Origin of the sequence: Sabulicella glaciei (assembly GCF_026183895.1) — a bacterium.
Taxonomy (GTDB): Bacteria; Pseudomonadota; Alphaproteobacteria; order Acetobacterales; family Acetobacteraceae; genus Roseococcus; species Roseococcus glaciei.
In genome coordinates, this window is record NZ_JAPFQI010000019.1 from 29,689 (window position 1) to 52,850 (window position 23,162).

The window sequence follows — 23,162 nt, forward strand, 5'->3', positions numbered from 1 at the left end:
CCGCATGAACGACCTCGCGACCCGCGCGCAACCCTGGCTGCTTTCGGCCCTGCGCATCATGGCAGCGCTGCTGCTGATGCAGCACGGCATGCAGAAGATCCTGGGCTGGCCGCCTTCGGGGCGGCCCATGCCCGAGTTCATGACCCAGTACTGGTTCGCCGGCATCCTGGAACTCGGCGGCGGCGCGCTGCTCGCGATCGGGCTGTTCACGCGGCCCGTGGCCTTCGTGCTCGCGGGGCTGATGGCCTTCGCCTACTTCCTTGGCCACGCGCCGCGCGGCTTCCTGCCCATCCTGAACGGCGGGAATCTTGCGATCCTCTTCTGCTTTGTATTCCTGTACCTCTCGGCGGCTGGCGGCGGGCCGCTCTCGCTCGACGCCACCGCCCGGCGGCGCTGATGCCGCTCCTTGCCCTGCTTCGCCAGGGCATGGTGCTTTCCTTGGGCTGGGTGGTGGCGGCAGCGCTGGTGCTGCGCCACCACGGCTTTCCCTGGGCACTCTTGCTTCTCGTCATCTGGGCCGCGCTGCTCGTCCGCTTTCAGCGCGCCACCGTCGTCCATGCGCGCAGCATCGCGGGGCTCGACAAGGAAAACTCATGATCCGCATCCATGGCACCGCGCGTTCCCGCGCCTTCCGCTGCATCTGGGCCGCCGAGGAGGCGGGGCTTCCCTTTGTGCTGGTGGAAACGGGCTTCGGCGCGGCGCTGCGCTCGGCCGACCACCTGCGCGTGAACCCCAATGGCAAGATCCCAGCGCTGGAGGATGGCGACCTCGTGCTGTTCGAGAGCCTTGCCATCAACCTGCACCTCGCCCGGCGCGCCGGTCCGCCGCTGATGCCCGAGGGCGACGACGCGAGCCGCGTCCTGCAGTGGACGCTCTGGGCCGCGACCGAGGTCGAGCCGGCCGCGATGCAATGGGCCTACCACACCTATCTCCGTCCCGAGGGCGAGCGCGATGCGGGCCAGGCCGCGCAGGGCGCATCGGGTCTGGGTGCGAGGCTGGACGTCCTCGAATCGCATCTGGAAGGGCAGCCGCATCTGCTCGGCGAGGCCTTCACCATCGCCGACTGCAACCTTGCGGGCGTTCTCTATGGCGCCTGGTCCAACCGCTTCGACTTCGGCGGCCACACGCGCTGCCGCGCCTGGCTGGAGCGCTGCTTCAACCGTCCGGGTGCCCTGGCGGCCCGAAAGCTGCGCGAAGGGTGAGCGGGTCCCTGGTCACGGCGGCCCGGCGCCTCGACGCGCTGGGCTTCATGCCGTCGAAATCGGGCAATCTTTCGGTCCGCACGCCGCGTGGCTTCCGCATCACCCCGGCCGGGCTCCCCTATGCGGAACTGACCGAGGACGCCCTCGTCGAGTGCGATGCCGATGGCGTGCCGTTCAGCGCTTCGCGACGCCCCTCCTCGGAATGGCGCCTGCACGCGACGCTCTACGCGGCACGGCCGGAGGCGGAGGCGGTCGTCCACACCCACTCCCCCTCCGCGACGGCCCTGTCCTGCGCGCGGCAGCCCATCCCACCCTTCCACTACATGGTTCTCCTGGCCGGAGGGACCGACATTCCCTGTGCGCGCCATGCCACTTTCGGCACGGAGGACCTGGCTGTCGAAGCCGCCGTGGCGCTGGTCGGCCGCCGGGCCTGCCTGCTGGCCAATCACGGCGTGGTCGCTATCGGGGCGAGCCTTTCCGCCGCGGAGACCCTGGCCATGGAGGTGGAGAATCTCGCGTCGCAGTATCTCGCCCTACTCGCCGCCGGGCTTCAGCCCGTGATGCTGGACGAGGCGGAACTGGATGAGGCGCGCATGCAATTCGACAGCTACGGGCGCTGACGGGGCGCAACCACGCCCCACGCCCACCTGTTGCATTCTTGCACGAATGCGACGGTACTTGTGGCCGTCGCGCAACGGGGGTTCTGTGCGATGCAGGTGGTTCCTGCTAGACCGGGGCCCATGGCCGGAAGCCCCTTTTGCCGCGCGGCGTTGCTGGCCGTCACTCTGCTCGCTGCCTGTGCCGCCGGTGTCGACGCGCCGGGCCGCGATGGGTCGCTTCGCGCGCCCGTCGCGGGCAATCCCGGCAACGTTTTCGGCAGCTTCCTGGTCGGGCGCTTCGCCGCGGACGAGCTGGACACGCGCGCCGCCGCCGACAGCCTACTCTCAGCCCTGCGCGCAGAGCCAGATCAGCCAGAGCTGCTGCAGCGCGCCTTCCTGGCGGCGCTGCTAGACGGGCGGCCCGAGGCGCTTCGCCTCGCGCGCCGCCTGCCGGACAACCTCGCCTCGCAGCTCGTCCTCATGGGCAGCGACGTGGTGAGCGGGCGCTTCGACCGCGCCGAGTCCCGCGCCAGGGCCTTGCCGCGTCAGGGGGCGATCCAGGCGCTGCAGCCGGTCATCATCGCCTGGACCCTGGCCGGTCGTGGCCAGTGGGGCGAAGCATTGGCCTTGCTGCGCCCGCAGGCGGAAGGCGGGCGGTTCCGCGCACTCAACGCGCTGCATGCCGCGCTGATCGCCGACCTCGGCAACCGCCCGCGCGACGCGGAGCGCTTTGTCCGCCTTGCCCTCGCCGACCAGCCGGAACCGACGCTTCGCCTGTCCCTGCTCGCCGCTTCCATCCTCCATCGCACCGGCAAGCAGGCCGAGGCATCGCGGCTGCTGGACCGCCTGGCCGAGGGCCATGACGAGTTGGCACTGGCGGCCCTGGAGCCTGCGCGCTCGCAAGTGCTGGCCGCGCGTGGCATCACCTCGCCTGCGGAGGGCATCGCGGAGGCTTATGTCGCGCTGGGCGCGGCGTTGCGCGGTCAGGGGCTGGAGGAGATGTCCACCCTCCTCGCCCGGCTGTCCCTGCGCATCCGGCCTGGCTTCGCCCCTGCCCTGCTCCTGCTTGGCGACCAGTTCACGGAGGCAGATCAGTTCGAGGCCGGGCTGGAGATCCTGGCTGCCATCCCCGCCAATGATCCGCTTGCACCCGCCGCCGCGTTGCGCCGCGCCGGGCTTCTCGACCGTCTCGACCGGTTGGACGAGGCGGAGCAGATCATTCGCGAGGTGATGGAGATCCTCCCGAATCCGCCGCAGCCGCGCATCCGCCTCGGGGACATCCTCCGCCGCCGCTCCCGCTTCGTCGAGGCGGCGGTGGCTTATGACGGGGCGATCGAGCGCCTTGGCGTGCCGCGCGCCCATGACTGGCCGCTCTTCTACGCCCGCGGCATCGCGCGCGAGCGCTCGGGCAACTGGCCAGGCGCGGAGGCGGACTTCCTCCATGCCCTCGAACTCGCGCCCGAGCAGCCCTTTGTGCTGAACTACCTCGGCTATTCCTGGGCTGACCAGGGCGTGAATCTGGACCGCGCGCGCGCCATGCTGGAACGCGCGGTGGAGCTTCGCCCGCAGGATGGCAACATCGCCGACAGCATCGGCTGGGTGCTGTTCCGCCAGGGCGACCATGCCGGCGCGATCCACTGGCTGGAGAAGGCAGTCGAACTGGAGCCGCGCAGCGGCACGATCAACGACCATCTCGGCGACGCCTACTGGGCTGCGGGCCGCGAAGCGGAGGCACGCTTCCAGTGGCGTCGCGCCCTTACCATGGAAAATGAGCCGGACGAGGCCGCGAAGATCGAGATGAAGCTGCGCGACGGGCTGCCACGCCCGGTTCGCCAAGACTGAGCGGTGTCCCTGCGCGAGGCCGCGCCGGCCAAGGTCAACCTGTTCCTGCACGTCACGGGGCGCCGCGCGGACGGCTATCATCTGCTCGACAGCCTCGCCGTCTTCGGGCCCGCCGCGGACGAGTTGCGCGGCGAAAGCGCCTCCAGCCTCTCCCTTCGCGTGGAGGGACCGTTCGGCTGCGCGCTGGCTGGGGAAGCGGACAACCTCGTGCTGCGCGCGGCGCGCGCCCTGGCGGAGCGAGGCGGCGTATCTCCCCGTGCCGCGCTGACCCTGGTGAAGCGGTTACCCGTTGCCTCGGGCATCGGCGGCGGCTCGGCCGATGCGGCCGCCGCGCTTCGCCTGTTGAACCGCGCCTGGGGCCTGTCCCTCGACGAGACGGAGTTGCGCGAGGTCGCCTTGCCGCTGGGCGCCGACATCCCGGTCTGTGTCGCCTCGCGCGCTGCGCGTATGGGGGGTGTCGGCGACGTCATCACTGAGGCGCCCGCCCTGCCACGATGTGGCCTGCTGCTGGTGAACCCGGGCGTCGCCCTGCCGACACCGGAGGTGTTCCGCGCCCGTTCGGGCGGCTTCAGCCCCCCGGCCGCGCTGCCCGCCGCTTGGCCCGACGCAGCCGCCATGGCGGCGGATCTGGCGCAACTTGGCAATGACCTGGAGGCGCCAGCCGTCGGGCTGCGCCCACCCATCGGAGAGGTGCTGTCGGCGCTGCGCGCCCTGCCCGGCTGCCTGCTGGCACGGATGAGCGGATCAGGCGCGACCTGCTTCGGCCTATTCGCGACGGCCGAGGAGGCCCGCGCCACCTGCGATGCGCTCCCCGCCGCGTGGTGGCGAGAAGGTGGCGCCCTGACCGGCTGACCCCCGGTTCCAGAGGCAATGATTCTGCCCTATAGGGTGGCGCGGCTGGGGCGTAGCCAAGCGGTAAGGCAGCGGTTTTTGGTACCGCCATTCCCAGGTTCGAATCCTGGCGCCCCAACCAGACCGGACGGATTCCCAAGGAAATCAGGAGCTTCACGGCGGGCGCGGCCCGAACCGGAGGCTGCCTCGTCCCATGGTCCCCATCTGTGGTCCCCAGAATGGTCCCCAGGGTGCCTGTCCCGCCCGTCCGCGCCCGCGATCTCAGGCGGCAGGCGCACCCACCCACCTTCTGCTTCGGCCGGGCGGCTACACCTGGCGCCGGCGCCTCCCGCCCCCATCAGGTGCGCCACGCACTCTTGTGGCGAAACGGCGCGAGGTCCGGCTATCTCTGAGGACCGGGAGCCTCGCCCACGCGCGGATCCTCGCCCTGCAACTCGACGCCTTCTTCGCCCGGACCGCCGCCATGCGCTCAATCAGCCCGGAAACCCTTGCCGACCTTTTGGCGGAATATCGTGATGACCTCGTCCAGCGCCTCGCCGTGCAGCGAGTGCGGGCTGGAGGGGGCTCGGACGCGCGAACGTCAACAGTGGTCGGAACGCTGTCGCCCACGCAGACGCGCGCCCTTCTCGATGGGCTCATGGGAGCGGAACCGGGCGACACGCTCGGACGCGGGACTACGGCGCTGCTCGCCGAAGCGGCCGCGCCACATTCAGATCAGCTAGTACGCACGCAGTCCCTGTCCTTACGCGAGGCACGTGCCCAAAGATCGCTCGGGCGGGCCGCCGTGTTCCAGGCTGCCGTCCACGGCCTCGATATGGAACTTGCGCGGGATGATCTCGCTGGCTTCCTGGACCGGCGTGGCATCGCCCTCACCCCCGACAAGCGGCTGCTGGCCGAGGAAGGGGCACTGAAGACCCAGGCCTGGGCGCATCGAGAGATGGCCAACCGCGAGCGCGCGCCAGCCACAGAACCCTGGCAGGACCCTGTCCTGCGGATCTCTATCTCACTGAAGCATGCAGATTCCCCTGTAGACAAAGCTTCGCCGCTGGTGGTTCCCCCCACTCTTCCGCCCGCTGTCGACCGCGCGGCCACGAACCCATCCGTCGCACCTGCACCGGTCTCAGGAGCCGTTGCAACTCCGACACCAACGGGAGCCGGCGAAAAGACCGAGGCACCCCTGGTGTCGGTCCTTGCCCAGCGCTGGATCGACGAAGGTCGGTCGGGCGACCCACGCGCCGCTAAGAACGCAAAGGTCCGCGTCAGCACGGTCAGCGACCGCATCCTCGCACGTCGCATGTTTCTCGATCTGATCGGCGATATGCCGGCCCAGGCTCTTGTCCCAGAGGTCGCTGATCGGTTCGTTGCGGTGCTCGGGAGGCTTCCAGCACGACACGGAAAGGGTGAGTACAAGAACCTGACGCCGAGGCAAGCCATCGAATACGCTGACAGCATGGACCTCCGGGCCTGCGCGACCGGCGACGAGGACGCGCCCACCGTGCCGCGGCTGTCCCTGGCAACGGTCAACCGATACCTGAGTGCGCTCGCACCTGCCCTTGACGGCAACGCCCCGCTGGACCGACACGGACGGACCGCCCTGGTCGCGGCACGATACACGAAGGCGCAGGTTGAGGCGGAGCCGACTTTCGTGCGGAAGCAGCTCGACGATGACCAGCTGCACCGGATCTTTCACGGGCCCCTCTTCCTGGGGCACGACGGCAGCCGCGATCGCGGGAAGCCTGGACCCTACTTGGTCCGGGATGGCATGTACTGGACACCACTTCTCGCCCTCTACGGCGGCGCCTGCCTTGAGGAGGTCCTGCAACTCCGGCCCAAGGACATTGTCCGCCGTGACGGGGTGGCCCTGATGTGCATCGGCGCCGACGGTGCAAAGGTGAAGGGACTCAACCGGCGCCGTGACGTGCCGCTGCACGACGCACTTATCCGGCTTGGATTTCTGGACTGGGTTGAGGAAGCGCGACGCAATGGCCAGGCAAGGCTCTTCCCGGAGGTGCGGCGTGGTGGCTCGGATGGACGCTTCGGCCACGCAGAGACACAGCGCCACACGGCCTATCGTCGCGCAGTCGGGATCACCGGCCGCGGGGCTGACATCCACGGGCTCCGACATACCTTTTCAAATCGCCTCTTCCGAACGGGGGTCAATCAAGCCGCGATTGCCGACCTTATGGGGCACGCGCGGACAGGCATTACAGCCGCCACCTATGGCGGCGATTTCATGGAAACCGACCTCGCGACTGTGGTGAACCGGATTTCCTTTCCGGCTGTTGACCTGAATCGCCTGATCGAGGCTGCCGGTAGTCTTCGAGCATCCCAGCCGCCACGCCGGCTGCGCGGGAAACCACGCAGCATACGGGCTCCGGGCGCTGAGACGTGAGGTCGCCCGACTGCATGCTGCTGGAACCGGTGGTGGCAGAGCGCCGGCACGCCGATCGGAGTCGAAGCCACACAGGTTCAAATCGGGGACACGCAACCGACGATCCCAATACGTGTCCGTTGCAATCTGACGAAACTCGAAAGAAATTCTCCTCGTAGACGAACGAAGGTACCTCTTGGGCTTCAGCAGCCGGTCGGCTGCGGTGCCGCGATCTCGGACCCATTCTGTCCGCCCCAACCCGCGCAGACTTCTACCAGTTTGTCAGTGGCGGCGCAGAGTTGGCCCAATCCCTTTCCTCGCTGCGGATATGTGGCAAGCATAGCCGGAAAATCATCGCCAAGCGTGCTGTTTGCTTAGTTCTGGCTGTCTGTGTTGCAGCTTGCGCCTACGCTTATCGATGGCCCAAGGGCACTATTTGTGGAGCGGGTTACAGAAACTCTCGCGCCGGGCCGCACCGTGACCATGTCTGTTGCGGTTGCAGCCGCCTCTTCGACACCATCCGCCCGGGGCCTACCCTTCATTCGGCAGCATGGTTGAAGCGAGCCTCTATGACAGCGGCGACTCCTTCCCACCCGCGATCGAAGGTAAAGGTGCCAGCTCTCCCGTGCGGATTGCGGATTCTGAGCACGCGGGCCTGGTCGCTGCCGGCGCGCTCCACGACGTAGAGCCAGAATTGGTCGCCGCATCGGCGCGCTTGCTCCATTTGAGGTCCTGAAAGTCCGACGGGGCGGTCCGCCAGGCTACCCTTCATCGCCTTGACCTCGACCCAGCGCTCGGGCTCCCCGGCCACGTCCTTCTCGACAAGATCGAAGCCCGTATTGCCGGCCGGCGTGCGCTCGAGAACAGGCTCGAGGCGCAGAATCAGCGCAATCGCGGCCTCCTCGAGATCAAGGCGCTGGCGCTGTGTGAGACCATCCGGATCCCCCTGCTCACCGTCCGGGCGTACGCCGACATAGGAAATAAATTCGCGCGTCCCGCCGCCTCCGGAGCTGTGCTTCCGGCCGCCAGATCCACCGCTGTGACCGCCACCGGGGCGGCCACCACTGCCGGAGCTGGAGCCGCAGCCACCGGCATCGCCGGTGCCCGATCCATCGCCTTGGCGATGGCCGGTAGCTACGTCGCCGCCGCCGTCTCTCTCGTCATCATTCGTAGCTTCACCTTCGTCATCCCGAGCCTCCTCCCTCAGCCGAGAACGGAGCTGCTCAAGATCGGTAACGCCTAGGCGCTTGAGCTCATCGAGCACGTCCGGATCGATGCCTACTTCACGGGCGAGCGCTGAAATTGCCGGAGGCCTAAACTCGATTCGGGCTTCAAGCACGGCGTGCCGTGGCCAACCAAGCTCCTCGAACACAACCTCAGACGGCAGCCGCAGCACGCCGGACGCATCAGGAATCCAAGCGGTCTGGTTGAGGCGCCGTAGAAAGCCCGCATCGACCATGGTGGAACGAGTCTGGTGGTAGATCCAAGTGTACGGAATCGACAGAATGGAGACGCCGCGACGATCGACGAGCTCGGCCATCGCCTCCCACAGAAGCAGAGCGCGCTCGCGCTGTTCCTCCTCCGGCAGCCCGGGAAGCAACTCGAGTAATTCCTTCAGCCCCGCGATATCGACGTCGTTGATGGCATTCTCAGAGGAATAGCCCTCCCAGCCCGCTGCGCGACGGGCCGCCTGCCGCTCATCCTGGCTGAGATCACAAACCGAGGTCTGGGGTCTCAGAATCCGGGTCGCACCGCAGGCTTCGAGCATTTCACGTATTTTCTCGCCGCGCAGGCACTCGTATTCGGCGTCGACGAAAAGCACGCGCTCTACCCCCTCAAAGACCTTCGTCAGGCGCGCGGTGGCGAGGTACACCTCGCCGGGCCTCGAGATGTACTTTTTTTGGGTTTTGGCGTCTCTCACGATTACAATCGTTGCCGTCCTAAGTGCGCCGACCAGCTTCTCCCGCTGGGCGTGTGAGTCGGTCTCAAACGCACGCAGAATGCGCGCAACGTCCTCAGCGTAGCTCGAGATTTTTACGGACTTTTCTCTGTATGCTGGAAGAAGATGGTGGATCACGTCATCAACCGGGTCCGGCTTTGTAAGACCGGCACTTTCTAAAAAATCCTGGGTCTGAGGTGCGACCAGTTCCGCTCGCAAAGTTGGGAAGCCGGTTTTCTCGCCGGTCGGCAGGAAGACCTGTCGGATGCCATTTTTTGTCAGCGGCACGTGCGTACCGTCCTCCAGCCGGTACAGCGCCATGTCTTTTGTACGCGACCGCATCAGGGCAGGCTGCGAGGCTAGCAGGCGATAGAAGCGTATCATCCACGCATCAGGCTGTTCCTTTAGAAAGGCGTCAGCGGTGCGTGCCAGCATCTGATCCAGGGTCAGCTCGGGGATCTTGAGTTCCTGCATGAGAAAGGAGCGAAGCTGCGGGGCACGGTCGGCAGTGATGTCCGCCGATGCCCAGACCACCATGCCCGGCTCCCCGATCAGTGCGGAAAGCTGCTTTGCTCCGAAAAGTTCGCGCACATCCTGAGCGCGCGCAAGGCGCAACTCGGCCGCGGTCGCGAAGCTGCCGGTGCTGGTCGGCAGTAGCCGCCTGGAGCGCATTGCAGCGACAACGCTGTCGTAGAGCGGCTGGAACAGCCCGCCAGCCATCTTTGAGCGATCAAGCGGAAGCGTACGTAGAGTGGCGACGCTTAGCATCCCGCTTTCCCGAAGATGCTCAAGTACCTCCACCAAGAGCTCACCGGTGCGCTGCGCGAGCTCGATGTTCCAGGGCTTGTCCGCGGGAATATTGTCCCGGCTCGGGGTTGTCTGATACGGGCCCTGCACCAGGAAGCCGGTATGCGTGGGCAGAACCGTCGGGAAAAACACGACGAGCCGCGCGTCCGAGATCGGCTGCACAGCCCGGGAGCCGTCCTCCAGCGTTTCTAAGCGAAACGCAAGCTCGGCCTGCCCGACCCGCTTTCCTTTACTCTCCACATCACGCGAGTATCGCAGATAGCTCTGGCTCGACGACTTGCTGCCGCGGCAGGTGGTCAGTTCGACCTCACACGCAAAGCCATCGCCAGTGCTCGAGCGGCGATAATTTCCCGCATCCTCACCCTCAACAGACCAGACGATTTCTTCAACGTGCTTCAGGAACAGGAGTGCCTCGGCGCCAAGTGCCCGCAGGCCCTCTGCGATCTCCTTGAACGCATCAGTGTCTTCCGCCCTCAGCGGCAGCAGGATAAGCGTCTCATCGGGATGGCGAGTGACGGAAGCGACTGCCCGCGGAAAGACATATTCGCTTACCGAAAAGGATTCGTCCCCCGAGTGGATTTCCGGCCGCTCCGTAAAGGCATAAACCGACTTGAACCCGATGCCGAAGCGGCCGATCGACGTGACGTCCTTGGTGCTGGCATTAATCCCGCACACCCCGCGCACGTCCGGCTCACTGAACGGTGCGCCGAAGTGCGAGATGCGCAGCGCTTCGTGTGTGAGCGCGAAGGTTACCGCGCGCGAGCCATTCCAACCCGCGCGCCTGCGCAGAGCATCCTCGGTGTTCTGTAGTACTTCATAGATGAAATGGGTTCTTTTGTCGTAGCGGTCCTCTAGCAGCATCTTGCCGATGCGGCCGATCGCGCGGCCATACTCGAGCCGGTTCTCCTCCCTTAGCGCTGCATAGTCGACGCTCATTGTTGAATCCTCACTCCATCAGCAGCAGAGCACAGCCGCCCGAAATCACAGCCTGCGCAGCGGCTGGCCTCAGGTGCCGGCGCGAAGTCGTTGTCGCGCAACGCCTGCGCGGTGCGATGGATCCGCCCGGTGACGTCGTGGATGAGGTCCTCGTCGACGGTTCTTGCCTTGCGCCGTTGCTGGTCAAGTTCGTAGGTTTCGACGAAATCCGCGTCGTGGCCAGTAAGTTCGCGGTAGCCGAGCGCATAGATATGTAGTTGGGCTTCAGTCAGCGCTTCGGCTTGCGCGCGCTCGTTCGACTTTAGATCGACGATCGCCACATCGCCGCTGTCGCGGCGCCGGACGAGATCGATCCGCCCGGCTACTGACACGCCGTTCCCGAGATTGAGTTCAATCGCTTTCTCGCTGAATTCGAGACGGGCGAACTCGCTTTGCCGGGCGGCGATGTAGGCCGCCACGGTGCGTCTCGCCGCCTCATGCATTGTTGCCCTTAGGCTGGGATAGGCATAGGGCACGCGCATATGCCTATCGACGAGTCCATCGACCCACGACATGTCTACGGTCTCCCCCGAGATGGCACGCATGTGCAGCTCGGCGAGCGCGTCATGCAGCGACTTCCCGTATCCAAGCGCCTCGTCGAGCGGCGCATTGAAGCCGTACAGCGTCCGCATCTTGAACTGATACGGACATTCGAAAAAATACCGTATGTCGGAGAACGACAGCCGGACATTGGCGATAGCAGAGCGGGGCTGGGGCACACCCCGCTCACGCCCCCTCAGATCCTGTGGTGTGCGTCGCACATGGCGGGACTCGAGAACGTCGTACCAGAAGACCGACGGTCGGACGTTGCGTCTGCTTCCGGGCGCCGGGGCGGTTGTCATGTGCAAATGCTTCTGGCTGCGCGTTACCGCCACATAGAAGAGCCGCCGCTCGTCTTCCTCAGACCCGAGGTACCGGCTGTGCCCGTTGACGCTCTGCGCAGGCACGAGATGCCAAACCGACATGCCGCCGCGCCCTGCCGGGGGGAACCGGTTCTGGACGAGCTGCGGCACAAACACGACTGGCCACTGCAGTCCCTTAGCTCGGTGAATAGTGAGGATCTGGACGGTGTCCACGGACACCAGACGCTCTTCGGTGCCGGTAGATTCGTCGTAGGCGGCCTCCGCTTGGTTGCGCAGGAACCCGGCAAAGGACTCGTATTTCTGAACTGGTCGCGAGTGGAAGTAGATCGCCTCGAAATCAGAGATGGCCTGGCTGAACTTGGCCAGATTGTAGAAGACGACCTCGCCCCTGCCACCCGGCACGGCCTCTTCGCGGATTCGCAGCCGCTCCAAAAAGCCGATGAACTGCCGCTGGATGTTGTAGACGGAGAAGCGGACCTCCTGGTCCTCTGCCTCCATACGAGTCCGGGTAACCTCGGCCTCCTGGACGGCCTGCGCAATCAGCACAGGATCGACTCCAAGATTTGCGGTGGTCCAGGCGGCGATGACATCGACGGCATTGGCCTGACCCGCCATGAGATAGAACAGTTGGCGCGCAGCTTCGGCCTCGGGTGTGTCGAAAAGACTTCCCATACCGACCGAGACGACAGGAATGCCTTCGCGCTCGAGCGCCGCACGAATCGGTCCCGCCATGCTGGTCATGCGAATGAGCACCGCCATGTCAGACCAGGAAATCGCGCGAAAACCGTCCCCGTCCCGGACCAGGGTGCCATGGAGCGCACGGCAGGTGCGGGCGATGTACTCGGCCTCTTCGTCGGGTGAGGGGAACTGCAGCGCCACAATATCGCCCGGCTCGTAAGTCTGCCGCTCGGCTGACTCCATCGTCTTTTGCAGCCTGACCGGGTTCTTCTCGATGACGAGCCGCGCGACGTCGGTTATACCGGGACTCGAACGGAAATTGTCCTCGAGACGGATTGCGCTCGCACCGTATCGTTCCTCGAAGGTGAGGATGTTGCGGGCGTCGCTCCCGCGCCATTGGTAGATCGTCTGGTCGTCATCCCCAACCACGCGCACCGCCGCGCCCAGCGCGTGGAGGCCGGCGATCAGCCGCTCTTGAACGGGATTCACATCCTGATACTCGTCGACGATCACCACGCGCAGCCGCTCGGCAAGCCTTTCCCGTAAGCCAGCGTCCGACGCCAGCGCCCGCGCCGCCTCCTGTAGAATGGCGGAATAATCCAAATAGCCCTTCTCATGCAGCATGGCGCAGTATGCGTCCAACCCTTCCGCAACGCTCGCCTGACGCAGCAAGCTCTCATCTACCTCCGCTTCGCGCAGTAGACCAAGCGCGTCGACGTACACACGGGTATCGATATAGCGCCGCAGCTGCCGCCCCTGCAGCGTCGATGTCGCGGTGAGTCCTGACCGAGCTGAGCTGCGGTTTACGAAGAGTGTCTGCTGTATCTCATTTAGTACCTCATATTTGAGGAACTGCGGAACCTCCGAGCGAAGCAGTTCGAGACAGAAACCGTGGATCGTGCCGATGTACATCTCGGCTGCACCCACTAGGTCTGACATGGCTTCGGCGCACCGCTCGAGCGTGCGTTGGCGCAGCTCTGCCGCGGCCTTCTCGGTGAAGGTGAACGCGACGATGTTGCGCGGCAGCAGCCCTGCTCCGCCGGCTGCGCTCGGCGTTAGCAGGCGCGCAATGTGCCGTGCCACGACTTCTGTCTTACCGGAGCCGGCGCATGCGATTAGCTGGAGATCGCCGTCATCATACTCGATCGCCTGAAGCTGAGCTTCGGTAAGCGACATCTCTGTTTCTCCTTGCGGCAAGCATGCCAAGTCTGTCTCGAAGTGCAATCGCAATTCGCTTTGCACGGGTGGTTCGGCATAGGGGTCCATTGACGGGCCGCGGCCTGCATTGGATCTGCCTACGCCGGAATCTCGCTTGGCGGCGAGTCCATATGGGCCCCACATCTGCTATAAGTAATCTCGCGTAAGCGCGAGGTTCGCCCGAGCTCGCGATGGACGACACCGAGACCCTAGGCCACTCGGCTGAAGTCCCCGTACTCCTATTCTTGCTTGACTCACGGCGCCTCAGCTCAGGCATTATTCAGGCTCCGGAGCGCGGCCGGGCGAGGAGGCTGGCTGGGAGGGTAGGATGGTCGAGGGCGAACGGTCGGGCGATGGCGCAGTTCACGCGTCGAGGCAGCCTCCTCGTGACCTCGCTCCTCTGTGCGACCATCGGAACACCGTCGCGTTGGCCGCGCAGGCCGCCCAGGCTGCGGCTGGTGAGGCAGAGCGGCAGCTTGAAGGGGCTAAAAGCATTGGGGCGAGTCCTCAACCTCGCCCTAGCGAGGGCGCAAGAAATGAGCCAGGAAAAGGCGAGGCGGCTCAAAGCCCGATCGCCATCGCCAAGGCGCTCAATGTCGAGGGCATCCCGGCGCCCCGCGGTGGCGCCTGGACCGACGGCGCGCTGCGCGTCCAGGCGCGGCTGGGCACCGGCATCCTGCGCAACGCGCTCTACGTCGGCCGACTGGTGTGGAGCCGGCGCCGCTGGCTCAAGGATCCGGTAACGGGGCAGCGCCTGGCGCGCCGCAACGAGGCCGAAACCTTCGTGACGGAGGAGGTGCCGGAGCTGCACATCGTCGAGCAGGGTCTGTGGGACCGAGTGCAGCAGCGCCTGACCGCGGCCTAACGGCCCCGGCATACGGCTACGGGGGAGGACAGCACGCCTCCCGATCACCTCTGGCACTACGGGCGGGCGCCGACGCTGCTCAGCGGCAAGGTGGTGTGCAGGGTGTGTGGCGGCCCATTCATCACCAGCGGCAAGGCCTCCGTGCGGCAGGGAACGTGCACAAACCGCACGCGCGTACGCCGGACCCGGCTCGAGGCCTGGTGGTGTGTTTCACACCGGTTCGCAGCCCGGAGAGCAATGGGGTCTGCGAGGCTTTCGTGAAGACGCTGAAGCGCGACTATGTCCGCGTGAACCCGTGCCCCGATGCGCTCACCGTGCTCGGGCAGCTACCGGCCTGGTTCACCGACTACAACACCCTTCACCCTCACAGCGGCTTGCAGATGCGCTCGCCGCGTGAGTTCATCGCCCACCAATAAGCCAACCCAGTTGGGCGTCTGGTCTGATGGGGCGCACTCTACCCAACCTGTCCGCATCGAGCAGGCCTTCGCCAAGCTGAAAGCAGGCCTCCGCAAGGCAGGAGCGCGAACGCGAGACACGCTCTGGCACACCATCGACCGCCTGCTCGAACCCTTAAGTCCAGACGAGTGCAGGAACTATCTCGCCAGCTCGGATGACGATTTAGAGCATTTTCGTCTTGCATAGATTCGGGTGATCTGATTCGACGCTGTTGATGAAGCAGCGAGGTTGGTGATGACGTCACCCTTGTCGCCCGACTTGCGCCGGCGCCTGGTTCGCGCGGTGGAGGCTGGCAGCTCGGCGCGAGAGGCGGCGCGCCGTTTCGAGGTCAGCGCCTCGGCCGCGATCAAATTGATGCAGCGGGTGCGCCAGACCGGCAGCGCCGCTCCCGCCCGGATCGGCGGCTACCGCAAGCCGCTGCTGGATGGCCACGAAGCCCTGCTGCGCGAACTCACCTCAGCCAAGCGCAGCATCACGCTGGCCGAGCTTCGGGACACGCTCCGCCAGCGCGGCATCGAGGTGGGCTCGCTGTCGACGATCTGGGCCACGCTGCGCAGGCTTGGCCTGTCACACAAAAAAACTAGGCCGGCAAAGCTTGCTGATCTCGTGCGTTGACGTGGCCTGATCCCAGGGTGTGGGAGGCGTGGGATGGCGAGGCTGTCGGCACGAGAGCGGCCGGAGCGGGAGCGGCGGCTGACCCCGGTCCGTGAGGTCTGTCCTGGTTGTGGCGGGCGGATGCGGGTGCGCTACGACAACTGCCGCAACCTGGTGACCCTGTCGGGGATGGTGCGGCTTCGGCTGCGGATCCGCCGTTGCGAGGCGCCGGACTGCCCACGCTTTCACCTTCCCTATCGGCCGGAGGCGGAAGGCGCGCTGGCGCTGCCCCAGCACGAGTTCGGCCTGGATGTGATCGCCCTGGTCGGCCTGCTGCGGCATCGCGACCACCGCAGCGTTCCCGAGATCCACGCCGCCCTGCGAGGCCGCGGGGTGGAGATCGCCGAGCGCAGCGTCACCAACCTGCTCGACCGCTACGACGAGCTTCTGGCCAGCGCTCTGACCGGCGGGCGGCACCTGCGGCGGGTGCTGAAGGCCCAGGGCGGCGTCATTCTGGCCCTCGACGGGCTGCAGCCCGATGTCGGGCATGAGGTGCTCTGGGTGCTGCGCGACTGCCTGTCCGGTGCGGTGCTGCTCGCGCGCAGCCTGCTGTCGAGCCGGTCGGAGGATCTCGTGCCGCTGCTCGAGGAGGCCAAGGCGGCCGTGGGCGTGCCGGTTCTGGGCGTGATCGGCGACGGGCAGACCTCGATCCGCCGCGCGGTGGCCGAGGCGCTGCCGGGGGTGCCGCACCAGCTCTGCCACTTCCACTTTCTCCGCGAGGCGGCCCACCCGGTGTTCGAGGCCGACCGGACCGCCAAGAAGGAACTCAAGAAGCGGGTCCGCGGCGTGCGGCGCATCGAGCGCTCGGTGGAAGGCGCTGAGGAGCCCGCGGCCGAGGTCGCGCGGGGCTACTGTGCGGCCGTGCGCAGCGCCATCACCGACGACGGGCGCCCGCCGCTCGCCGCCTCGGGGCTGAAGCTCAAGGCCCGGCTTGCGGCCGTGGCCGACAGCCTGGACCGGGTTGCGGAAAAAGGGGGCTCACGCCGGCGCTGACGCGGCTCCGGGTCCTGATCGGCCGCGGCCTGGAGGGGACCGCCGCCCTGTGGCCGGACATCGAACGGACTTATGGCTGGGTTCACCGTGCTGCCCAGATCCTCGGCAACGCCGCTGGCGAGACTGCTGACCTTGTTCGTCGGCGCTTCGATGGGCTGATCGGCGCCATGACCCGCCACGGCGCCGAGGCCGGCAACTTGGTTGGCGCCGTCGAGCACTTCCTGAAGGTCACCCGCAGCTACCGGCCGGGCCTGTTCCACTGCCCCGCGGTCGCGGGGCTGCCACGCACCAACAACGATCTCGAGCAGATGTTCGGCTCCCAGCGCTACCACGAACGCCGCGCCACCGGACGCAAGACGGCCTCCCCTGCGCTGGTGCTGCGCGGCGAAGTGCGCGTGCTCGCCGCCACCGCGACGCGGCTGCATCCGCCCAGCGCGCGCGACCTCGGTCGCGTCAGCCTCCAACGCTGGCGCGACCTCCGCCAACGCCTCGAGCCGAGGCGTCTCGCCAGAACGCTACGCACCCGCTTTCGCCGCGATCCTGCTCGATACCTGGCCGCACTCGAGCAGCAGGCATGCCAGCAAGCTTTGCCGACCTAGAAAAAAAGCGCTGCGGGCCGCTGAACAGGACCGGCCGGATGTCGCGGCCCACCGCTCTCAGTGGCGGGTGTGGCAGCGCTTCATGGACCCTGAGCGCTTCGTGTTCCTCGATGAAACCGGTGCCGCCACCAACATGGCTCGCCGCTACGGCTGGGGCCCGAGGGGCGAGCGCCTGGTCGATGCGGCGCCGCACGGCCACTGGCGCACCACCACCTTCGTGGCCGGGCTGCGCAGCACCGGACTCGTTGCGCCGCTGGTGCTGGATGGCCCGATGACGGGCCCGGCCTTTCGCGCCTATGTCGAGCAGTTCCTCGCGCCCGAACTTGCGAAAGGCGACGTGGTGGTGATGGACAACCTCGGCGCCCACAAGGTCGCCGGCATCGAGGCGGCGATCCGGTCTCGGGGCGCGAGCCTGCTCTACCTGCCGCCCTATAGTCCGGACCTCAACCCAATTGAGCAGACCTTCGCCAAGCTCAAGGCCCTGCTCCGCAAAGCCGCCGCCCGCACACAAGAGGCTCTGTGGGCCACCATCGGCAACTTGCTCGGCCGCTTCAGCCCAAGCGAGTGTCGCAACTACCTTGAACACTCAGGCTATGCGTTCGAGTAACCCGAAAATGCTCTAGAGTAATGGCAAAAATCTAGCAGCCACGCCTCGGTTACAGCATCACGGTTGCACAGCAGAAATTTCCGTTTCATAGTTGCATCAGGAGTCCTTGCCGTCTTGGGGCATTAAGGAGATGTTACGCGACACGCAGCCACCAATCGAGTGATGGCAGATCTTTCTCATGGCAAGAATCTCATCGGGAAAGCCACATCTTATGGCCCGCAAAGCAACTCGGCGGTAATCATTTCCATCGATCAGAACAGAAGGTCTGGGAGAAATTGTCCGCAATCATCGATATCAAGGATGAGTCTGGCTGCCCAGCTGCACGTTTCATAAACGCACTTGAACAGGGTTTTAAAGGCGCGGCAAGGAACTGCCTCGCTGACCAGAATTTCGACCCCAATTTTGGTGACGGTGCCGTTCTTCGGTCTACCATCAAACTTGGCTACCTCGATCTCATTGATGACGTTCTTTCCAAGGGCGCCAATCCGAACCTCGCTTGCCCGGATCGTCGAACGGCACTCTTTTTCGCTTTAGAAAACGAATACTTCGATGTGGCCGAAACGTTGCTGCGAAATGGCGCCGAGATCTCAGCGCGCGACAAATTCGGATGGACACCTTTGATTTGGGCTTCTATAAAAGGTTACCCTCGTATCGTAGAATTTCTGGTGGAGAAAGGCGCCGACCTCCATATCTGCAGCGAAGACGGCTGGAATGCTTTAACCGGGGCCTTTTTTAAACAGCACCAGTTCATCGTCGACTATCTGACGAAACATGGCGCAAGGTTCGGACGAAAGTATAAAGAAGCCGCCTTGCTGTCCGCCTACCAGTATGGAGCCTACCATGTAGTGCGCCAGCTGATCCAGGACGGTGTAAATGTGAACATTGGCAGCTCCGATGGCGAGCCATTGCTCATTTCTGTGCTTCATCGTGGTGATGCCGACATCCTCCAGCTCCTTCTGGACGCCGGAGCAGACATGAACATGAGGGATAAGGAAGGAAACCCGGCTCTGCTAAGCGCGATTCACCGCGCCCAGTACAGATTGGCTTCAACGTTAGTCCAAAGCGGAGCATCCGTTAACGTGAAAGGCCCGTACTGGGCTCCAATCCATATCGCTGCGGAACGCGGACAGCTGGAACTCTGCCGTATATTGCTTGCAGCCGGGGCTGCCGTCGACCAGTTGGGCCACGATGGGCATACCGCACTGATGCGGGCCTGCCAGCAGAAGCACCTTGACGTGGTTGAACTGCTTCTAAGCCAAGGAGCCGACCCCAATTTGAGACAGAAAGAAGAAAAAAGCAGCTTGGCTTTGGCTGGATACGGCTTCCGCACTCTGTCTGATCATCAAAACAGTATAATTCGTTTGTTGATGGAAAGGGGAGCTAAGCCCTGAACATTTCACAAACGGATGTGTTCGACTCGGTGCGGCGCGGTTATAGCGCGCTAGAAAAATCGTCTCCTGAAGAAATTGCCGCCTATTTTGAAGCGGTCGATTCGGGAGCTGTCCGCGGACATATAAACAATATCAAGGGCATTCTTTTCGAGCAGGAATATGTCGAAGCCTTGGAAGCGGCGGGCACACACGCCGCCATGTTCGAAGCCACCAACCATCCGGTGACCGACATCATGGTTTTCGGCGGGCTCAACGATGTTTCGGAAATTCAACTTAAGGCTACGGACAGCGTCAGCTACGTGACATCGGCAGTGAATGAGCATCCAGAAATCCTCTTTGCGGTGACCTCCGAGGTCGCGACAAAGATCGGCGATGCTGTGGTGGTCAACACTGGGATTGAAAACTCGGCGTTGGAGCAGGCAATTGAAGAAGCGCTGTTCGCTGAAGCCGTCAACCCATTCAGTGCCCTATCTGCCCTTAGGTTTCTTATTGGTATTCCGTTTTAGGCGCTTATTTCCTACCTGAGGCAGCGCTGCGCAGTCAGCAACAGCCAGTCCTGCCCCGAACCTGGGGACGACGAACAAGCCCCGCATGTGATGGTGTGGCGCGCATCAATTCCGGTTCAACCCGAACTGATCCCGCGTGAGCAGGATCTGCTTCCAATATGCCTCACGCCTAAGGATGACTTCGTCTGCAGTGCCGACTGGCCGGTGTTCCAACAGTGCAAACCGGAAAGCCTGGCGAATGTAGGCCAGGCTTGGCTCTGCTGCGAGTTTTCGCAGTTCAACACTGCCGCCATGGCCTGTCGCAGCGTAGCTGCACCACCGAGACCAGATTCCATTATCACCGTAAGCGGAGCCGACGTAGCGCAGGCCCGTCATCGTGTCGGTGATTAGATAGATGCCCTTTACGCTCTCAAGCGCTGCTTTCCAATCCGGGCGGCCATTGCGGACCAGCGTTTCCAGTTCCTCAAAGCCCAAGTCGATTTCATCGAACCCTGGAAAAGCTCGTCCAGAATAGGGTTCGCGAAGAATCTCTAGAACCGTGAGATCGGCGTGGTGATTTTCGAAGTTCACACGTGTGCTGCGATTCCGATACGAAGAGCCGAGCTTGAGGCGCCCAATGAAGCCTGCGCCCTCGCCTGCCAGCTCTACCTCGTAGCGATCAGGGTGGCGACCAAGCACGCGAAACACGCCGCCAAAAAGCCAAGTGTCAGGTTCATGGTAGAACTGCATTAAGGAGAAGATGAGTGGGCGGTTGAAATCGTCCCGGGCAGGCCGATGCTCCTGCCATTTCTGCCATTCCGAACGGCTCCGCGCCCAGGCCTCGAGCGGCTGGTTTATTCGATTCCAACGCGCAAAGTGCAGCTTGAAGGTGGCTGGAGCAGCGATAGGCCATATTTCTGCAAGGCGAATGGTCATGGAACTACGGCCTGTACTGAGACGGGAGAGCTAACCACGCAGGTGCGCTTCGCTATGGCATTGATCCACCGCTCGCCAGAACGGCCCGGGCGTACGTCTCCGGTGGTCCAGATCTCTGTCAGCGCGAGGCTAGTCCCATGAAGGGCTGCACCCATGGTCTCCTCGGTGTGGTTTACGAAGTGGCGCCCAGCTATCTCGCGCTCGCCCTTGCCGAGCTTAAAAGACAGGTACAAGGCGCCCCACGGCCGAAGTGCCGATGCAAGCCGCTTTGCGACTGCTGAAAACTCAGCTTTCGGGACGTGCAGCAGCGAGGCGCAGGCCCAGATCCCATCGAACTCCTCCCGCCACGCCACGTCCTCGAAGCGCATCTGCAGAACCTCGGCCCGCCCCGCGACCCACTGCTTCGCAAGCCGCACCATCTCGGCTGAAGCATCGAATGCTAGCACCGTGAATCCACGCTCGACGAAGGCCACCGAGTCGCGCCCAACTCCACAGCCGGCATCAAGGATCCTGCCTCCCTTCGGCACATGCCGGAGGAACCGCTCGTGGAGCGCCGCCATGTCCAAGCTGCCAGTGTCTGCGGCGAAGCGCTTTGCGTTCCGGTCATAGTAAGCGACTGAGTCCACGCCGCACTCAGCCATCGGCGGCCGCCCCCTCCGGCTCCCATTGGTGCACGAGGGCATCGAGCGCAATGCGCTGGCGCGCCCGAAGGAATGACGCGCGCGCGTCGGCGTCCACGCCCGTCTGCAGCATGACGGTTTCCCGCAGGGGGTGGTGGCTGTCCACGAGCCAGTTGTTGCGTTCGTGCAAGCGCGCGATCAGCTTCGGCGAGGGTACGCCTGCGAACTTGCCGCGCTCGCCGCGGTTGCAGCCGCGGCAGGCGAGCACGAGGTTCCAGACGCAATCGGCGTCCGGCATCTCGCCCCGCTCCTTCAGAACCCATGGGAAGAAGTGGTCTACTTCGGTTGCGGTGAGCGGCACCTCCGCCCGGCAATAAAAGCAGCGCCCGCGCTGATAGCCGTTCAGCGCGCCCCGGACGCGGGTCAGGCTCGTGCGCCGGATCCCGCGATCGGCCTCGACGAACAGCAGGTCCTGCGCAGCGTCGGCCTGCACTGCGACACCGGCCCGGGGCAGATCGAGTTGCCAGGCAGTCTCCACCAGCCGCCAGCGCGCTTCGGCCTCGTCGGCGAGCCCGAGACCCTGCACGGAGCCGGCGAGCCGCCGCAGGTCGTCGGTCAGGCGGATAGCGCCACCTCCGCCGCGGTTCCCTCCTCTCTCATCCTCGAAAAAGCGAACCGGGACCGGCCCGCTGCCGACCACGTGGAAGGCATCGATCACGTTGACAAAGCCGAGTCGCGCCGTGGTTCCCACCAGCGCCTCTTCAGACAGCTCGCCGCGGTTGAAAGCGCGACACGCGTCCAGGAACTTGCTCGAGCGGGAGGTGGTCTGCTTATCGGTGAGCGTCAGGTGCTCGCACAGGTGCCGGGCGAACGGGGCAGCGAGTTCCTCCAGCGGCACACGATCGTCGTCGCGCTCGGTCAGCCCAAGCAAAGTCTTGGCGAGGGCAAACTTGTAGGAGGCCACGTTGCGGCCAAACAGGACGACGGCGCGCCAGTTGGCGTCGAGCGTCGGGGCCTTCGCCAGGAAGTCAGTCACTCCGCCGTCTCCCTGGCCGCGTTGGTCGGTCGGCGTGGCCGTAGGCTGTACTGGGCGAGCGGCGCCCGACCGGACCACCAAAAGTGCCAGCCGAGGAGATCGCTTTCGAGCTCCCGCAGGACGTGCCTCGGTGTCCCTTGGGGCAGCGGCGAGTACGCGAGCCAGGGCTCCCGAACCGGCCAAGGCGCGGCAGCGTGAGTTGCGGCCCGCGCCGGCAGGGACGAGGTCTTCCCGATATAGACAGGCTCCTCAATGTCACGATCGTGGACGCAGTAGGCGGCAGATCCGGTTGTCAGCGACCGTGCCTCGGTGAGCCGCGCCGGCTGCCACCAGGCTGCCTGGAGCGGCCCCGCCTCGCCGTGCAGGGCCAGCCGGGAGACCGCGAAGTCTATCCTGGCGCCGCCTTCGGACAGCGGCATCGCCCTTCGGCTCGGGCCAAGGCGGTGGGCGCTTTGCGAGATCACTGCAGTCTCGCGCTCGCCATTCTTCCCCGCACGCACAAGCCAGAGCTGGGTCAAAACCTACTCCTTCCTGCTAGCGTGGGCTGTACACGTTCCGATCAGACGGCGAAATCATCCTTGCTCTTTCCCTGAGCCTCGAGCTCAGTCAGCCAGCCGGGCTTGCGACCCTTGCCCGACCACGTCAGGCCGCCAGGACCGCGATACCTTGGGTCACGAGCCTTCCCGGCATCGCTGCGCGGCTTGCGAGCTTTCCCAACAGCAGGTTGGCCACTCAGGACTTCCTGAAGGCTCAGGCCCAAAGCCTCAGCCCGCTTGATCATCTCCTGGACGAGCGCAGCCTTAGCCTCTTCCTTCTTGCTCTCCAGCATAGCGGTGGCCTCGTTAATCAACGTGACCAGTTCTTCAGCTGACATCGCATCGAGATTCATCTTGTTGCTGGTCATGGCACGACTCCATTCACACACAATTTGGTTGCTGGCTAATCGCATTGCTGCCGGTTGGCAACGAACGCCGGTAAAGCGGAAATAGTCATGCATCGCGGGTTGACTAGAGCCGTTTCAGGTTGGTTAGACCCGCACCGGAGGACAGCGGCGGCGAGGTGGCTGGCTCAACGATCCTTCCGAGGACCGGCGCGGCCCTACTGAACCCGTCAAACCCGGAAATCCTCTAAGTCCTGAACCGGGCGCCGCGCTTCGCATGAGCGGCCTTTATCGCTCGGCAGTGACCTTTGCGTA

General features: G+C 64.8%; 18 protein-coding genes, 1 tRNA gene and 2 pseudogenes. 15 read left to right on the forward strand and 6 right to left on the reverse strand.

The window, feature by feature from the left end; translation table 11 throughout:
- Positions 1-4: 4 nt before the first annotated feature.
- The 8 genes from OF850_RS18605 to OF850_RS18640 all read left to right on the forward strand — a co-directional run bounded on the left by OF850_RS18605 (position 5) and on the right by OF850_RS18640 (position 6,887).
- Entirely contained in the window at positions 5-397 is a 393-nt protein-coding gene (locus tag OF850_RS18605) for a DoxX family protein (RefSeq protein WP_301591851.1), read from the forward strand.
- Entirely contained in the window at positions 397-597 is a 201-nt protein-coding gene (locus tag OF850_RS18610; RefSeq protein ID WP_301591852.1) for a hypothetical protein, read from the forward strand. The genes OF850_RS18605 and OF850_RS18610 overlap by 1 nt, the downstream gene beginning before the upstream one ends.
- Positions 594-1,202, forward strand: coding sequence for a glutathione S-transferase family protein (locus OF850_RS18615; RefSeq protein ID WP_301591853.1), 609 nt, complete (start codon positions 594-596; stop codon positions 1,200-1,202). Before OF850_RS18610 ends, OF850_RS18615 begins: the two co-directional genes overlap by 4 nt.
- Positions 1,199-1,822 carry a class II aldolase/adducin family protein gene (locus OF850_RS18620; RefSeq protein ID WP_301591854.1) on the forward strand — a complete coding sequence of 208 codons (624 nt, stop codon included), beginning with the start codon at positions 1,199-1,201 and terminating at the stop codon, positions 1,820-1,822. Before OF850_RS18615 ends, OF850_RS18620 begins: the two co-directional genes overlap by 4 nt.
- A gap of 120 nt (positions 1,823-1,942) precedes the next feature.
- Positions 1,943-3,643, forward strand: a complete 1,701-nt coding sequence (locus OF850_RS18625) for a tetratricopeptide repeat protein (protein WP_301591855.1) — start codon at positions 1,943-1,945, stop codon at positions 3,641-3,643.
- Between the two features lie 3 nt (positions 3,644-3,646).
- Positions 3,647-4,495, forward strand: coding sequence for a 4-(cytidine 5'-diphospho)-2-C-methyl-D-erythritol kinase (locus OF850_RS18630; protein ID WP_301591856.1), 849 nt, complete (start codon positions 3,647-3,649; stop codon positions 4,493-4,495).
- A 46-nt stretch (positions 4,496-4,541) separates the two neighbouring features.
- Positions 4,542-4,616: transfer RNA gene (locus OF850_RS18635), tRNA-Gln, on the forward strand.
- Between the two features lie 342 nt (positions 4,617-4,958).
- Positions 4,959-6,887: a site-specific integrase gene (locus OF850_RS18640; RefSeq protein WP_301591857.1), complete on the forward strand. Its 1,929-nt coding sequence runs from the start codon at positions 4,959-4,961 to the stop codon at positions 6,885-6,887.
- A gap of 517 nt (positions 6,888-7,404) precedes the next feature.
- On the opposite strand, the gene OF850_RS18645 is transcribed toward OF850_RS18640, so the two are convergent.
- Positions 7,405-10,548 carry a sacsin N-terminal ATP-binding-like domain-containing protein gene (locus OF850_RS18645; RefSeq protein ID WP_301591858.1) on the reverse strand — a complete coding sequence of 1,048 codons (3,144 nt, stop codon included), beginning with the start codon at positions 10,546-10,548 and terminating at the stop codon, positions 7,405-7,407.
- Positions 10,545-13,304 carry an ATP-dependent helicase gene (locus tag OF850_RS18650; RefSeq protein ID WP_301591859.1) on the reverse strand — a complete coding sequence of 920 codons (2,760 nt, stop codon included), beginning with the start codon at positions 13,302-13,304 and terminating at the stop codon, positions 10,545-10,547. The genes OF850_RS18645 and OF850_RS18650 overlap by 4 nt, the downstream gene beginning before the upstream one ends.
- 448 nt (positions 13,305-13,752) lie before the next feature.
- Between OF850_RS18650 and OF850_RS18655 the strand changes: the two genes are divergently transcribed.
- From OF850_RS18655 to OF850_RS18685, 7 genes and pseudogenes are all read left to right on the forward strand, one after another.
- Positions 13,753-14,190, forward strand: coding sequence for a recombinase family protein (locus OF850_RS18655; RefSeq protein WP_301591860.1), 438 nt, complete (start codon positions 13,753-13,755; stop codon positions 14,188-14,190).
- A 194-nt stretch (positions 14,191-14,384) separates the two neighbouring features.
- Positions 14,385-14,606, forward strand: a pseudogene (locus OF850_RS18660) (integrase core domain-containing protein); the annotation flags it as partial.
- Between the two features lie 274 nt (positions 14,607-14,880).
- Positions 14,881-15,261: a hypothetical protein gene (locus OF850_RS18665; RefSeq protein ID WP_301591861.1), complete on the forward strand. Its 381-nt coding sequence runs from the start codon at positions 14,881-14,883 to the stop codon at positions 15,259-15,261.
- 120 nt (positions 15,262-15,381) lie between these two features.
- A protein-coding gene (locus OF850_RS18670; protein ID WP_301591862.1) for an ISNCY family transposase occupies positions 15,382-16,892 on the forward strand; the annotation gives its coding sequence in 2 pieces (ribosomal slippage) (positions 15,382-16,279 and positions 16,279-16,892; 1,512 coding nt in all).
- A pseudogene (locus OF850_RS18675) lies at positions 16,891-17,499 on the forward strand (IS630 family transposase); the annotation flags it as partial. The gene OF850_RS18670 and the pseudogene OF850_RS18675, both read left to right, overlap by 2 nt.
- A 275-nt stretch (positions 17,500-17,774) precedes the next feature.
- Positions 17,775-18,890, forward strand: a complete 1,116-nt coding sequence (locus OF850_RS18680) for an ankyrin repeat domain-containing protein (protein WP_301591863.1) — start codon at positions 17,775-17,777, stop codon at positions 18,888-18,890.
- Between the two features lie 29 nt (positions 18,891-18,919).
- Positions 18,920-19,396 carry a hypothetical protein gene (locus OF850_RS18685; protein WP_301591864.1) on the forward strand — a complete coding sequence of 159 codons (477 nt, stop codon included), beginning with the start codon at positions 18,920-18,922 and terminating at the stop codon, positions 19,394-19,396.
- Between the two features lie 105 nt (positions 19,397-19,501).
- Here OF850_RS18685 and OF850_RS18690 read toward each other — a convergent pair whose 3' ends face one another.
- The 4 genes from OF850_RS18690 to OF850_RS18705 form a co-directional block, all read right to left on the reverse strand.
- On the reverse strand, positions 19,502-20,311 hold the full coding sequence (locus OF850_RS18690) for a GIY-YIG nuclease family protein (RefSeq protein WP_301591865.1): 810 nt from the start codon (positions 20,309-20,311) through the stop codon (positions 19,502-19,504).
- Complete coding sequence (locus tag OF850_RS18695) at positions 20,308-20,952, reverse strand: class I SAM-dependent methyltransferase (protein WP_301591866.1); 645 nt, start codon at positions 20,950-20,952, stop codon at positions 20,308-20,310. Before OF850_RS18695 ends, OF850_RS18690 begins: the two co-directional genes overlap by 4 nt.
- The gene (locus OF850_RS18700) at positions 20,945-21,967 is read right to left on the reverse strand and encodes an HNH endonuclease (protein WP_301591867.1); all 1,023 of its coding nucleotides are present in this window, start codon (positions 21,965-21,967) and stop codon (positions 20,945-20,947) included. Before OF850_RS18700 ends, OF850_RS18695 begins: the two co-directional genes overlap by 8 nt.
- 559 nt (positions 21,968-22,526) lie before the next feature.
- A complete protein-coding gene (locus OF850_RS18705) occupies positions 22,527-22,871 on the reverse strand; it encodes an H-NS histone family protein (protein ID WP_301591868.1) in 345 nt (114 codons plus the stop codon).
- Positions 22,872-23,162 lie beyond the last annotated feature (291 nt).

Coding starts and splice junctions, on each gene's coding strand:
- OF850_RS18615 (WP_301591853.1), top strand. CDS start 594: ATGATCCGCATCCATGGCACCGCGCGTTCCCGCGCCTTCCGCTGCATC.
- OF850_RS18625 (WP_301591855.1), top strand. CDS start 1,943: ATGGCCGGAAGCCCCTTTTGCCGCGCGGCGTTGCTGGCCGTCACTCTG.
- OF850_RS18695 (WP_301591866.1), bottom strand. CDS start 20,952: ATGGCTGAGTGCGGCGTGGACTCAGTCGCTTACTATGACCGGAACGCA.
- OF850_RS18640 (WP_301591857.1), top strand. CDS start 4,959: ATGCGCTCAATCAGCCCGGAAACCCTTGCCGACCTTTTGGCGGAATAT.
- OF850_RS18645 (WP_301591858.1), bottom strand. CDS start 10,548: ATGAGCGTCGACTATGCAGCGCTAAGGGAGGAGAACCGGCTCGAGTAT.
- OF850_RS18690 (WP_301591865.1), bottom strand. CDS start 20,311: ATGACCATTCGCCTTGCAGAAATATGGCCTATCGCTGCTCCAGCCACC.
- OF850_RS18610 (WP_301591852.1), top strand. CDS start 397: ATGCCGCTCCTTGCCCTGCTTCGCCAGGGCATGGTGCTTTCCTTGGGC.
- OF850_RS18605 (WP_301591851.1), top strand. CDS start 5: ATGAACGACCTCGCGACCCGCGCGCAACCCTGGCTGCTTTCGGCCCTG.
- OF850_RS18650 (WP_301591859.1), bottom strand. CDS start 13,304: ATGTCGCTTACCGAAGCTCAGCTTCAGGCGATCGAGTATGATGACGGC.
- OF850_RS18665 (WP_301591861.1), top strand. CDS start 14,881: ATGACGTCACCCTTGTCGCCCGACTTGCGCCGGCGCCTGGTTCGCGCG.
- OF850_RS18705 (WP_301591868.1), bottom strand. CDS start 22,871: ATGACCAGCAACAAGATGAATCTCGATGCGATGTCAGCTGAAGAACTG.